The organism is Microbacterium sp. EB106-03-03-XG65 (assembly GCF_058791955.1).
On record NZ_JBYTEB010000001.1, the window covers coordinates 2,249,856 to 2,262,284 of the forward strand.

At 65.8% G+C, this 12,429-nt stretch carries 12 protein-coding genes; 7 read left to right on the plus strand and 5 right to left on the minus strand.

Going from position 1 to position 12,429, the window contains the following annotated elements; genetic code table 11:
• Positions 1-47 precede the first annotated feature (47 nt).
• From tatC to lnt, 3 genes are read left to right on the plus strand one after another with little or no spacing between them, the layout of a single operon-like run.
• Positions 48-806 (plus strand): twin-arginine translocase subunit TatC, encoded by a 759-nt coding sequence (tatC, locus tag AC3WS6_RS10615; protein ID WP_492501482.1) that lies wholly within the window; start codon positions 48-50, stop codon positions 804-806.
• Positions 803-3,277: a DEAD/DEAH box helicase gene (locus AC3WS6_RS10620; protein WP_492500984.1), complete on the plus strand. Its 2,475-nt coding sequence runs from the start codon at positions 803-805 to the stop codon at positions 3,275-3,277. Before tatC ends, AC3WS6_RS10620 begins: the two co-directional genes overlap by 4 nt.
• 12 nt (positions 3,278-3,289) lie before the next feature.
• A complete protein-coding gene (lnt, locus tag AC3WS6_RS10625; RefSeq protein WP_492500985.1) occupies positions 3,290-4,816 on the plus strand; it encodes an apolipoprotein N-acyltransferase in 1,527 nt (508 codons plus the stop codon).
• On the opposite strand, the gene AC3WS6_RS10630 is transcribed toward lnt, so the two are convergent.
• The 4 genes from AC3WS6_RS10630 to AC3WS6_RS10645 all read right to left on the minus strand — a co-directional run bounded on the left by AC3WS6_RS10630 (position 4,817) and on the right by AC3WS6_RS10645 (position 7,506).
• Complete coding sequence (locus tag AC3WS6_RS10630) at positions 4,817-5,200, minus strand: RNA polymerase-binding protein RbpA (RefSeq protein WP_201469727.1); 384 nt, start codon at positions 5,198-5,200, stop codon at positions 4,817-4,819.
• Between the two features lie 126 nt (positions 5,201-5,326).
• Positions 5,327-6,100, minus strand: a complete 774-nt coding sequence (locus AC3WS6_RS10635; protein ID WP_492500986.1) for a glycerophosphodiester phosphodiesterase family protein — start codon at positions 6,098-6,100, stop codon at positions 5,327-5,329.
• Positions 6,097-7,023, minus strand: coding sequence for an SPFH domain-containing protein (locus AC3WS6_RS10640; protein ID WP_492500987.1), 927 nt, complete (start codon positions 7,021-7,023; stop codon positions 6,097-6,099). The genes AC3WS6_RS10635 and AC3WS6_RS10640 overlap by 4 nt, the downstream gene beginning before the upstream one ends.
• Before the next feature lie 9 nt (positions 7,024-7,032).
• A complete protein-coding gene (locus AC3WS6_RS10645; RefSeq protein ID WP_492500988.1) occupies positions 7,033-7,506 on the minus strand; it encodes an NfeD family protein in 474 nt (157 codons plus the stop codon).
• Between the two features lie 120 nt (positions 7,507-7,626).
• Between AC3WS6_RS10645 and AC3WS6_RS10650 the strand changes: the two genes are divergently transcribed.
• Positions 7,627-8,391 carry an SDR family oxidoreductase gene (locus tag AC3WS6_RS10650; protein WP_492500989.1) on the plus strand — a complete coding sequence of 255 codons (765 nt, stop codon included), beginning with the start codon at positions 7,627-7,629 and terminating at the stop codon, positions 8,389-8,391.
• 58 nt (positions 8,392-8,449) lie between these two features.
• On the opposite strand, the gene AC3WS6_RS10655 is transcribed toward AC3WS6_RS10650, so the two are convergent.
• Positions 8,450-9,049: an HdeD family acid-resistance protein gene (locus AC3WS6_RS10655; RefSeq protein ID WP_492500990.1), complete on the minus strand. Its 600-nt coding sequence runs from the start codon at positions 9,047-9,049 to the stop codon at positions 8,450-8,452.
• Positions 9,050-9,151: 102 nt separating this feature from the next.
• On the opposite strand from AC3WS6_RS10655, the gene AC3WS6_RS10660 reads away from it, so the two are divergent.
• The 3 genes from AC3WS6_RS10660 to AC3WS6_RS10670 are packed head-to-tail and all read left to right on the plus strand — an operon-like array spanning position 9,152 to position 12,417.
• Positions 9,152-9,628: a helix-turn-helix transcriptional regulator gene (locus AC3WS6_RS10660; protein WP_492501483.1), complete on the plus strand. Its 477-nt coding sequence runs from the start codon at positions 9,152-9,154 to the stop codon at positions 9,626-9,628.
• 4 nt (positions 9,629-9,632) lie between these two features.
• A complete protein-coding gene (locus AC3WS6_RS10665) occupies positions 9,633-10,043 on the plus strand; it encodes a VOC family protein (RefSeq protein ID WP_492500991.1) in 411 nt (136 codons plus the stop codon).
• 25 nt (positions 10,044-10,068) lie between these two features.
• Positions 10,069-12,417: an ATP-binding cassette domain-containing protein gene (locus AC3WS6_RS10670; RefSeq protein ID WP_492500992.1), complete on the plus strand. Its 2,349-nt coding sequence runs from the start codon at positions 10,069-10,071 to the stop codon at positions 12,415-12,417.
• Positions 12,418-12,429 lie beyond the last annotated feature (12 nt).

A 12,429-nucleotide genomic window follows, 5' to 3' on the forward strand; every position in this document is an offset into this window, starting at 1 on the left:
CGGCTCTGGAATCCGCCGATCCACAGGCGCCGGGCCGCGACAAGCGGATGTCGCTCGGCTCGCATCTGATCGAACTCCGCAAGCGACTCGTGATCGCGGCGGCGGCCCTGGTCGTGGGGATGGTCATCGCGTTCATCGTCACGGAACCGATCATCGAGCTGCTCTCGATCCCCATCCGCACGATCGCGGAGCAGCAGGGTAAAGAGTACGTCGGCCTCAACTTCACCACGGTGACGAGCGGGTTCGACCTGCGCATGCGGATCGCGTTCGCCATCGGGCTGCTCATCTCGGCTCCGGTGTGGCTCTGGCAGGTGTGGGCGTTCATCATGCCCGGTCTCACCAAGAAAGAGACCCAGTACACGTGGGGCTTCCTCGGAGCCGCGATCCCGCTGTTCTTCGGGGGGTGCACCGTTGCGTTCTTCGTGCTTCCACACGTGATCGAGATCATGGCGGGCTTCGTGCCGCAGGGCATGGCGCAGTTCTTCGACTACTCGGCGTACTACGACTTCGTCTTCAAGTTCCTCATCGTCGTGGGTATCGCCTTCGTGCTCCCGGTGTTCCTCGTCGCACTGAACCTCGCGGGCGTCGTCTCCGGCAAGGAGATCCTCAAGGGCTGGCGGGTCGCGATCCTGGTGTGCACGCTCTTCGCCGCCATCACCACCCCACCCGCCGACGTCTTCTCGATGCTGCTTCTGATGGGGGCGATGATCGTCCTGTATTTCGCGGCCACTCTCGTCTCGATGCTCTTCGACCGTCGCAAACGCAAGATGGACGCTGCCGCGGGTGTCGTCCCCAGCGACGCATGACTTCCCCATCAGAGAGGTACGCGGCCGCGCGTCAGGCGGCCGGTCATCCCGAGACCGTGTCCTTCTCGGCGAGGCAGCGCTTCGAACTCGACCCGTTCCAGGTGGAGGGATGCCACGCCCTCGAAGACGGTCAGAGCGTTCTTGTGGCGGCGCCCACCGGAGCGGGCAAGACCATCGTGGGCGAGTTCGCGATTCATCTGGCGATGCAGACTCCGCGTGACAAGGCGTTCTACACCACGCCGATGAAGGCTCTCTCCAACCAGAAGTTCCGCGAGCTGGTGGAGGTCTACGGCGCCGATCAGGTCGGTCTCCTCACGGGCGACACGAACATCAACGGCAACGCCCGGATCGTCGTCATGACGACCGAGGTTCTGCGCAATATGATCTACGCCGATTCCGCGGCTCTGAAAGATCTCCGCTTCGTCGTCATGGACGAGGTCCACTACCTCGCCGACCGCTTCCGAGGCGCGGTGTGGGAAGAAGTCATCATCCACCTGCCGCAGCATGTGCGGCTCGTGTCGTTGAGTGCGACCGTCTCGAACGCGGAGGAGTTCGGCGACTGGCTCGACACGGTGCGTGGCGATACCGAGGTCATCGTCTCGGAGATCCGCCCGGTACCGCTCGAGCAGCATGTTCTCGTGCGCGATGACCTGCTCCCTCTGTTCGACGACCGTGCGGGGCTCGCGACGGCGAAGGTGAACCAGGAGCTCATGCGCATCCGCTCCTTCACCGGCTCCTCCTACGACAGCAATCGCGAGGCGCAGGCGTACCGCAGCAATCGGCATGCCGGCAGGCAGGCCCAGAGACCCCCTCGGGGCGGACGGCGTCCGGTGCGGTCATCGAACGTGCGCCGCATCGAGCGACTCGATCGTCCTGATGTGATCCAACTGCTCGAGCGGGCGAACCTGCTGCCGGCGATCTTCTTCATCTTCAGTCGTGTCGGGTGCGACGCTGCCGTGCAGCAGGTTCGCCGATCAGGCCTCCGGCTCACGTCGAGCGAGGAGCGGGAGGAGATCCGGGCCTTCGTCGAGGAGCACACCCGGACGCTGCAGGACGAGGATCTCGGCGTTCTCGGCTACTGGGAGTGGCTCGACAATCTCGAGCGCGGCGTCGCCGCGCACCACGCCGGGCTGCTGCCGGCGTTCAAGGAGGTCGTGGAAGAGCTCTATCGACGCAAGCTGGTCAAGGTCGTGTTCGCGACCGAGACGCTGGCTCTCGGGATCAACATGCCGGCGCGCACAGTGGTCCTCGAGAAGATGGAGAAGTTCAACGGCGAGGCGAGGGTCGCGATCACCTCCGGCGAATACACCCAGCTCACCGGCCGTGCGGGTCGCCGAGGCATCGATGTCGAGGGCCACGCCGTGGTGCAGTGGACCGAGGGGATGGACCCGCAGTCGGTCGCCGCCCTCGCATCGCGGCGGACGTATCCGCTCAACTCCAGCTTCCGGCCGACGTACAACATGGCGGTGAATCTGATCGATCTGTTCGGCAAGCCCCGGGCGCGAGAAGTGCTCGAGTCGTCGTTCGCCCAGTTCCAGGCAGACCGTTCCGTGGTCGGCCTGGCGCGTCAGGTCCGTGAAGCAGAGGCCTCGCTCGAGGGGTATCAGGCATCGATGGTCTGCGATCACGGCGACTTCATGGAGTACGCCACGATTCGGCGTGAGCTGAGCGATCTCGAGAAGAAGAACCGCCAGGACTCGAATGCACCGCGTGCAGCGCGTGACAAGCGGATGAAGCAGGTGCAGACCCTTCGGACCAGGATGCAGCGTCATGGCTGCCACCGCTGTCCCGACCGCGAAGCGCATGCACGATGGGCAGAACGGTACTGGAAGCTGAAGCGTCAGACGGACCGGATCCGTCGACAAATCGAGAACCGGACGGGTACAGTCGCTCGGGTGTTCGACCGGGTGGTCGAAGTACTCGAGACACTCGATTATCTTGAGCGCGACGGCACCGAGATGTCGCTCACCCCTGCCGGGCGCACGATGCGCAGGATCTACGGCGAGCGAGACCTTCTTGTCGCGGAGTCGCTCCGGCAAGGGCTCTGGAAAGGCCTGGACGCGCCATCGCTTGCGGCGATGGCGTGCTGTCTCGTGTATGAGCCGCGACGCGACGAGGCGAATTCGGGGGAGCGAGGCCTGCCGCGCGGAGCCTTCCGCACCGCCTACGAGAAGACGACCACGCTCTGGGCCGAGCTGGATGATCTCGAGAAAGACCACCATCTCCCGGGGTCGGAACCGCTGGCGGCGGGACTTGCCGGAGCGATGCATTCCTGGGCTCGTGGAGCGTCGCTCGACCGGGTTCTGATTGACGCCGACATGGCCGCCGGAGACTTCGTGCGATGGACCAAGCAGACGATCGACCTTCTGGATCAGCTCTCGATCGTCGCTGAGGATGCAGCGCTCGCGCGAAACGCACGGGCAGCGCTCGACGGAGTGCGTCGCGGCATCGTGGCGTACTCGTCCATGTGAGAAACAGGACCGATGGCTGATTCCCGAGCGCGCCAGCGCCCGCTTCTTCCTCTCTGGGCGGCCGTGCTCACCGCGGCGCTGTCCGCGCTACTCATGGATGTCTCGTACCCTGAGGCTGCGGTCTGGGCCCTCGCCTTTCCCGCCACCGCGGCGCTGCTCGTCAGCCTGATCGGGCGGCGGGCCGGGGGAGCGCTGCTGGTCGGTGCGGTCTACGGGGTACTGTTCTTCGGCCTCCTGGTCTCGTGGACATCGAGATACCTCGGACCGGTTCCCTGGGCGGCGCTGAGCGTCCTGGAGGGGGTCCTGACTGCCGTGGCGCTGATCCCGATCGCGCTTGCTTACCGGTGGCTCCCCGCGGCCGTACCGGGCCGCTGGGGGCGCCTCCTGGTGCTCCCAGCGGTGGTGGCGGCGCTGTGGGTCGCGCGTGAGACCTTCGTGGGTGCGTGGCCGTACGGTGGCTTCCCGTGGGCGCGGCTCGGCATGAGTCAGGCGCAGAGCCCGTTGGCACATGTGACATCGTGGATCGGAGTTGCGGGACTCAGCTTCCTGATGGTCTTCTTCGTCGCCCTGCTCATTGAGATCCTCCGGACGGGTTCATGGAGACGCCCGGTCGCATTCGTCGCACCGGCGCTCGTGGCCGTCGTGCTCCTGCTCACACCGCTGTTCCCGACGACTCCCGACGGGACGATGCGCATCGCCGCAGTACAGGGGAACGGGCCCACGGGGTATTTCGACGAACGCGAACCCTATTCGGTGGTGCAGGCGCAGACCGCCGCGACGGCGCCTCTGGTGGGTGAGGACATCGATCTGCTGGTCTGGCCCGAAGGGTCGCTCGACTATGACCCCTTCCAGTCGGAGGCCCTTGCGCGCCGCATGACACTCGTCTCGTCGCGCATCGGCGCACCGCTGCTCGCGAATGCGGCGACCGAACGGAACGGGCAGTTCTACAACACCTCGATGCTGTGGACCGAGCAGGGTACCGCTGACCAGATCCACGACAAGCGGCATCCTGTGCCGTTCGGCGAGTACGTGCCCGACCGGGCATTCTTCAACGCGCTGGCGCCCGACCTCATCGGGCTGCTGCAACGCGACTACACGCCGGGCACGAATGCCCCGGTCATGGATGTCGACGGCGTGACTGTGGGGCTGGCGATCTGCTTCGACGTGATCTATGACGATGTCGTCCGTGCGGGGATCCAGGACGGAGCGCAGGTGCTGGTCTTCCAGACGAACAACGCGGACTTCCGCGGGACCGATGAGAATGTGCAGCAGCTCGCGTTCGCGCGCATGCGTGCCATCGAGACCGGGCGCAGCGTCGTGAACGTCTCGACCGTCGGCACCAGCCAGATCATCCGGTCGGACGGCTCGACCGTCTCGAGCCTCGACGCAGGAGAGGCCGGCGCGCTGCTCGAGGATGTCGAGCTGCGCACCGGCCTCACCGCGGGTGTCGTGCTGGGGTCGTGGGTGCAACAGGTGCTGCTCTGGGGCGGACTCGGCGCGCTCGTGTTCGGGTGGTGGCGCGCCCGTCGGCTCCGGTAGTCAGGCGCCGATCTTCTCGCGGGTCGGGTCTTCGCCGGCTCCGCGGCGGGCGCGGATGAAGGCGAGTCGCTCTTCGAGGAGCTCCTCGAGCTCAGCGCGGGTACGACGTTCCATGAGCATGTCCCAATGGGTACGTGCTGCCTTCTCGTCACTCGCATCGAGCGTCACGGCCTGTCCGTCGACGTTCAGTCGAGCGTCTGCGCCGCAGGCACGGCACTCCCAGGTCTGCGGCGGCTCCGCGTCAGCCGCGAACATCAGGTTCGTGACGTGGCCGCAGGTGTCACAGGTGTAGGTGGTTTCACGGCGCTCCATGAAAACGACGCCCTCTTCGCTCTGTAGGCTCTGGGCGCCGAGTCGGATGCCGCGCAGGCTGCGATCTGCCATTGTGTGGTCCTCTCGTCGCTGTCAGGTATAACGCTCCAGCCTGTGCGCTTCATCCACACGGCGGAGTTCTGCGCGCTATTCACAGCGGAATCCCAGCGCGGGAGCGTATGTACGGCGCGCCGTGCGTCAATCCTGCAGGGCGTCGAGAGCGAGGTCCGCGCGGTCTGTGACCACGCCGTCCACACCGAGTGCGACCAGTCGGCGCATCTCATCGACCTCGTTCACGGTCCACACGTGGACTTCGGTGCCGTGACGATGTGCCGCGTCCACGAGGGCGCGGGTCAACACCCGCACACGGCCGTGTCGTTCGGGAATCTGCAGCGCGTCGATGCCGCGCAGTGTCCGAGCGGTCGGCAGACGCGCGGAAGACAGCGCGCGGAGGGCCGCGATGGTGCGGCTGCCGCCGGACGTCGCGGGAGGGATGTCGGCGCCCGCCCGGAGGGTCGCCGCGACCGTCGCTCGGCGATGGGCGTCGGTGAAGCTCGTCACCAGCACCCGATGAGTGTGATCGGCGAGGATCGGACCGAGCGGGACGGCGGCATCCGCAGACTTCACATCGATGTTGAACCGTGTCCGCGGGAATGCGTCGATCGCGTCGGCGACGCTGAGAAGTCCGCCGTGGTCTGCGAGGATCGCTGCGAGCTCACGGGTCGACACCTGGTCGATGGGTCGTTCATCGCCGTAGAGTCGACTCAGCGTCGCGTCATGGAAGAGTACGACATCGCCGTCTGCCGTCGCGCGACAATCCGTCTCGATGTACTCAGCGCCGGCCGCGTGGGCGGCGGCGAAGGCCGCTGCCGAGTTCTCCCACACTCCGGATTCCTCGCCCGCCGCGGTGATGAGCCCACGGTGGGCGAAGACTCTCGGGCGCGCCGTCTTCTCGAAGTACGGGTGCGTCACGCGCCCGGAATGCCCGTGGGAGGCTGACCGGGCTTGGGCGTGAACGCCGATCCGATTCCCTTCAGCGCTTCGGTGAGCTCGCTCGGGATGATCCAGAGCTTGCTCGACGAGCTCTCGCTGATCTTCGGGAGCATCTGCAGGTACTGGTAGGCGAGGAGCTTGTCGTCGGGCTGGCCCTGATGGATCGCGGTGAAGACGTTCTGGATGGCCTCGGCTTCGCCCTGCGCGCGAAGCACTGCCGCCTGCTTGTCGCCTTCCGCACGCAGGATCTCCGCCTGCCTGCGCCCCTCGGCCTCGAGGATCTGCGACTGCTTCGATCCCTCGGCGGTGAGGATCGCGGCGCGCCGGTCCCGCTCCGCTCGCATCTGCTTCTCCATCGAGTCCTGGATCGAGACGGGCGGATCGATCGCCTTGAGCTCGACGCGGCCCACGCGAATGCCCCACTTGCCCGTCGCCTCGTCGAGCACCACGCGAAGCTGCCCGTTGATGTTGTCGCGGCTGGTGAGGGCTTCCTCGAGGTTGAGGCCACCGACGACGTTCCTCAGTGTCGTCGTGGTGAGCTGCTCGACCGCGCCGAGGTAGTTCGCGATCTCATAGGTCGCCGCGCGCGCGTCCGTCACCTGGAAGTAGACCACCGTGTCGATGGAGACGACGAGGTTGTCCTCCGTGATCACGGGCTGGGGAGGGAACGACACGACCTGTTCACGCATGTCGATCAGCGGGCGCAACCTGTCGATGAAGGGCACCAGGATGTTGAGTCCGGGCGTCAGCGTCTTGTGGTACCGGCCGAGACGCTCGACGACACCGGCCGTGGCCTGAGGGATGATCCGGATCGAGCGCGCCAGCGTGACCACCACGAAGATGATGATCGCGATGACGAGGATCCAGCCGATGGCTGCGGGAATGAACGAAGTGTCGTCCATGGGTTGCTCCTAGTCGTTGACGGGGCGGACTGTGGCGGTGGCTCCGCTGATCGCGACGACGGCGATCGGTGAGCCCTGTGGGATCGGCATGGGGCCGGCGATGCGAGCCGTCCAGGTGTCGCCGTTGCTCAGCTTCACCTGCCCGGAGATCTGCGTGATGTCTTGCAGCGCCGTGCCGCGGAGCCCGACGAGGGCTTCGACATTGGACTTCGTCGGGTCTTCTCCACGATGGAGGCGCCTGATGAGAGGGGGCCGGAGGAAGAGGATGAAGAGCGCGGCGGCGGCCGCGGCGATGAGGACCTGGACCCACACGGGGATGCCGATGAAGTCCGTCACGAGTCCGACTGCGCTGCCGAAGCTGAGCATCAGGAAGGTGAAGTCCAGAGTCAGCATCTCGATCACGAGGAAGAGTGCGATCAGGACCAGCCACCCGACCCATGCCCATTGGTCGATGAACTCGATGAACGTCGCGAAAGTGTCCATGCGGCCTCCTTTGCGGTCAACCTATCACGCAGCCGATCGCTCATCCCGGGTACGCATCGACCGCTTGGTAGTGTGGAAGCGCCGTGCGATCGCGGCATTTCACGCACTTGAGGAGTCACCGTGACCGACGTTCTTCCCGCAGGTTCCCTCGACGGCAAGGTCGCTCTTGTCACCGGATCGTCTCGAGGCATCGGCGCCGACACGGTGACGTACTTGGCAGAGGCAGGCGCCGACGTCGTCATCAACTACCGCAACAAGGCTCCCCGTGCCGAGAAGCTCGCCACGCAGCTGCGCGAGCTGGGCCGCCGGGTGCTCGTCGTCGCCGCGGACCTCACCGACCCCGCATCCGTCGCCGAGATGTTCGGCGCCGTGAAGTCGGAGTTCGGACGCCTCGACGTTCTCGTGCTCAACGCCTCCGGTGGCATGGAATCCGGTATGGCGGAGGACTACGCGCTGACGCTGAACCGTGATGCTCAGGTGAACGTGCTCGAGGCGGCGACCCCGCTGCTGTCCGACGGAGCGCGTGTCGTCTTCGTCACCAGTCACCAGGCGCACTTCATCCGCACGACCCCGACGATGCCGGAGTACGAGCCCGTCGCACTCTCGAAGCGCGCCGGCGAAGACGCGCTGCGCGAGCGCATTCCTGCTCTCGCCCAGCAGGGGATCGGCTTCACGGTCGTCTCCGGCGACATGATCGAGGGAACGATCACCGCGACCTTGCTCGAGCGCGCCAACCCGGGCGCGATCGCCGAGCGGCGTGAGTCCGCGGGCAAGCTCTACAACGTCTCGGAGTTCGCGGCGGAGGTTGCTCGCGCCGCCGTCGATCCGGTGCCGGCCGACAACACCCGTCTGGTGGGCGACGTGAGCGGTTTCACGGCTGAATGAGCCGGATGCACGAAGGCTCCCCGTCTGTTCGGACGGGGAGCCTTCGTGCATCCGGAGGTCAGACGGCGGTACCCGACTGCACGCCGGAGACGAATCGCTTCGAATCCTTGCCCAACGTGATCGCACGGACGATCTGCACGATGCCCAGCGCGACGAGCGAGAAGCCGAACACGAGCCACAGCACGGCCGCTGCGTACAGGGGCGAGAAGAGAACGACGATACCCGCGATGATACTCAGCAGCGCATACAGCAGCGTCCACACGCGCGAGCCGTCCTGGCCGAGCAGGGTGAGTGAGACGACGCCGTCGACGATCCAGCTGATGCCGATGAAGATCACCACGACGAGCGCGAGAGTCGCGGCCGCGGCGCCGAGGTTGGCGAACGCGATGACGCCCGCGACGATGTACAGCAGGCCGAGCACGATGTGACCGACACGTGCCCAGCCGCCCTTCTTGTGCGAGAAGATCCCGAGCCCGATGTAGACGAGACCGGCGATGACGAGATAGGTGGCGACGATCCCGGTCACGATGACGGCGGATTTCCCGGGCCAGACGAGCAGCACGATGCCGGCGATGAGCGCGATGACGCCGGACACGGCGAGCGTGATGCGGATGGACTTGAACAGTGACTTCGCTTCTGAGGCGATCGAATCAGACATGGGTGGGGAACCTTTCTGAGAAATCCCTGTGAGGGATGCTGACAGAGTAGCGCCATGTCGGCAGCAGCGGGAGGCTACCCCGCGCCGACGACTCGCAGGGACATGCTGCGACCCGCCGGGACATGGCACTATCTACAGGTGAACTCAGACCCCGATGCCCGCCTGCGCGAGTTGGTCGTCATGCGCGGAGTGCGGGATCGCATCGACCGCGAGTATGCGCGACCTCTGGATGTCGAATCGCTCGCACGGGGTGTGCACATGTCCGCCGGGCATCTGAGCCGGACGTTCCGCGAGACCTATGGGGAGTCGCCGTACTCCTATCTGATGACTCGTCGGATCGAGCGGGCCATGGCTCTGCTGCGCCGCGGCGACCTGACGGTGACGGAGGTCTGCTTCGAAGTGGGATGCTCGTCGCTCGGCACTTTCAGCACACGATTCACCGAGCTCGTCGGTGTCCCACCTCGGGTGTACCGTGAACGCGCCGCGAACATCGACGGCATCCCGACCTTCCAGGCGAAGCACGTGGTGAGACCGATCAGGAATCGAGAAGCACCGCGTACCGACACCCACCTAACCTGAACCCATGAACATCAGCATCCACTACGCATTCCTCCCGCACACCGACGCCGACGCCGCCCTCGGCTTCTACCGCGATGCCCTCGGATTCGAGGTGCGGAACGACGTCGGCTACGACGGACTCCGGTGGCTCACGGTCGGACCCGTCGGTCAGCCGGAGACGTCGATCGTCCTGCATCCGCCTGCAACCGACCCCGGGATCACCGACGCTGAACGGCAGACCATCCTGGAGCTCATCGCGAAAGGCAGCTACGGAGCACTCACGCTGGCCAGCGATGATCTCGACGGACTCTTCGACCGCCTCGCCGGTCAGGGAGCAGATGTGGTGCAAGAGCCGATGGACCAGCCGTATGGGGTCCGCGACTGCGCGTTCCGCGACCCGGCGGGCAACCTTCTCCGAATCAACCAGGCCGTCTGAGCGGCCGTTACCCTCGAGGACCATCATGACCCACGTCGCCGACGGCCACGATCTGATCCGCGTTCAAGGCGCCAGGGAGAACAACCTCAAAGATGTTAGCGTCGACATCCCGAAGCGTCGCCTGACGGTGTTCACCGGAGTGTCGGGCTCGGGCAAGAGCTCGCTGGTCTTCGACACGATCGCGGCCGAATCCAGACGCATGATCGATGAGACGTACAGTGCGTTCGTGCAGGGCTTCATGCCCTCGGTCCCGCGACCCGATGTCGACGTGCTCGAGGGGCTCACGACCTCGATCATCGTCGACCAGGAGCGGCTGGGCGCGAACCCCCGGTCGACGGTGGGAACCGTCACGGATGCGAACGCGATGCTGCGCATCCTGTTCAGCAAGCTCGGTCAGCCGTACATCGGCGGACCCACCGCGTTCTCGTTCAACATCCCCACGCAGCGAGCCAGCGGTGTCATGACAGGACCAGGCGGCGAGAAGAAGATCGTCAAAGATGCGATCTATCTCGGCGGGATGTGCCCTCGGTGCGAGGGCAGGGGAGCAGTCTCCGACCTCGACCTCAGCCAGATCGTCGACGAGTCGAAGTCCCTCGACGAGGGGGCGATCATGGTGCCCGGCTATACGGCTGACGGCTGGATGGTGAAGGGCTTCTCGGCCTCAGGCTTCTACCCGGCAGACAAGCCCGTCTCGTCTTTCACGGAGAAGCAGCGTCATCTCTTCCTCTACGGAGAGGTGACCAAGGTCAAGATCTCGGGCATCAACATGACGTACGAGGGGCTGATCCCCAAGATCACCAAGTCGATGCTGTCGAAGGACCTGGATGCTCTGCAGCCGCACGTCCGCGCCTTCGTCGAACGGGTCGCGACGTTCGCGACCTGTCCGGAGTGCGACGGCACCCGGCTGACCGAAGGGGCTCGGTCATCGAAGATAGACGGCATCAGCATCGCGGACGCGTGTCGGATGCAGGTCACCGACCTCGCCGCGTGGGTGCGCGGCCTGGAGCTGCCGGGAGCCGGCCCTCTGCTGGACGCTTTGAAGGCGAACCTGGACGCCTTCGTGACGCTCGGACTCGGGTACCTGAGCCTGGAGCGACCATCGGGCACGCTCTCGGGAGGAGAAGCACAGCGCATCAAGATGCTGCGCCACCTCGGATCGTCTCTGACGGATGTCACCTACGTCTTCGACGAGCCCACGATCGGGCTGCACCCGCACGACATCCAGCGGATGAACTCGCTGCTGCTGCGTCTCCGAGACAAGGGCAACACGGTGCTCGTCGTCGAGCACAAGCCCGAGACCATCGCGATCGGTGACCACGTCGTCGACCTCGGTCCTGGGGCCGGCAGCGCGGGTGGTGAGATCTGCTTCGAGGGGACGGTCGAAGGACTGAAGGCCAGCGGCACGCGCACCGGTGCGCATCTCGACGACCGAGCAGCACTGAAGGCCACGGTGCGCACGAGCAACGGCGCCATCGAGGTGCGCGGTGCCAAGGCCAATAATCTCCAGGACGTCGATGTCGACATCCCCACCGGAGTGCTCACCGTCGTGACCGGAGTCGCGGGCTCGGGCAAGAGCTCGCTGATCCACGGGTCGGTGTCGAAGCTCGACGGGGTGGTCGCGATCGATCAGGGGGCGATAAAGGGGTCCCGTCGCAGCAACCCGGCCACGTACACCGGGCTCCTCGAGCCGATCCGCAAGGCCTTCGCGAAAGCGAACGGCGTCAAGCCCGCACTGTTCAGTGCGAACTCGGAGGGGGCATGTCCGACGTGCAAGGGCGCCGGTGTGATCATCACGGAGCTCGGGTTCATGGACACGATCGAGACCCCCTGCGAGGATTGCGGCGGTAAGCGCTTCCAGGCCGCTGTCCTCGTGTACAAGCTCGCCGGCAAGGACATCACCGAGGTGCTGGACCTTCCGGTTTCCGAGGCCCGACAGTTCTTCTCCGAGGGCGCGGCGAAGCTGCCCGCAGCGGCTGCGATCCTCGGACGCCTCGAAGACGTCGGACTCGGCTACCTTTCGCTCGGTCAGCCGTTGTCGACTCTTTCCGGGGGCGAGCGGCAGCGCATCAAGCTCGCCATCCAGATGGGGGAGAAGGGCGACACCTACGTTCTCGACGAGCCCACGACCGGGCTGCACCTGGCAGACGTGCAGAACATTCTCGGGCTCCTCGACCGCCTTGTGGAATCCGGGAAGACCGTCATCGTGATCGAGCATCACCAGGCCGTGATGGCTCACGCCGACTGGATCATCGACATCGGACCCGGAGCCGGGCATGACGGGGGGCGAGTGGTGTTCGAGGGTCCTCCGGCCGAGCTCGTCGCCGAGAAGTCGACGGTGACGGGAGAGCACCTCGCGGCCTACGTAGGAGCGTAGATCGAGGTCCGG

Coding starts and splice junctions, on each gene's coding strand:
- tatC (WP_492501482.1), top strand. CDS start 48: ATGTCGCTCGGCTCGCATCTGATCGAACTCCGCAAGCGACTCGTGATC.
- AC3WS6_RS10620 (WP_492500984.1), top strand. CDS start 803: ATGACTTCCCCATCAGAGAGGTACGCGGCCGCGCGTCAGGCGGCCGGT.
- lnt (WP_492500985.1), top strand. CDS start 3,290: ATGGCTGATTCCCGAGCGCGCCAGCGCCCGCTTCTTCCTCTCTGGGCG.
- AC3WS6_RS10630 (WP_201469727.1), bottom strand. CDS start 5,200: ATGGCAGATCGCAGCCTGCGCGGCATCCGACTCGGCGCCCAGAGCCTA.
- AC3WS6_RS10640 (WP_492500987.1), bottom strand. CDS start 7,023: ATGGACGACACTTCGTTCATTCCCGCAGCCATCGGCTGGATCCTCGTC.
- AC3WS6_RS10645 (WP_492500988.1), bottom strand. CDS start 7,506: ATGGACACTTTCGCGACGTTCATCGAGTTCATCGACCAATGGGCATGG.
- AC3WS6_RS10655 (WP_492500990.1), bottom strand. CDS start 9,049: ATGTCTGATTCGATCGCCTCAGAAGCGAAGTCACTGTTCAAGTCCATC.
- AC3WS6_RS10660 (WP_492501483.1), top strand. CDS start 9,152: ATGCTGCGACCCGCCGGGACATGGCACTATCTACAGGTGAACTCAGAC.
- AC3WS6_RS10665 (WP_492500991.1), top strand. CDS start 9,633: ATGAACATCAGCATCCACTACGCATTCCTCCCGCACACCGACGCCGAC.
- AC3WS6_RS10670 (WP_492500992.1), top strand. CDS start 10,069: ATGACCCACGTCGCCGACGGCCACGATCTGATCCGCGTTCAAGGCGCC.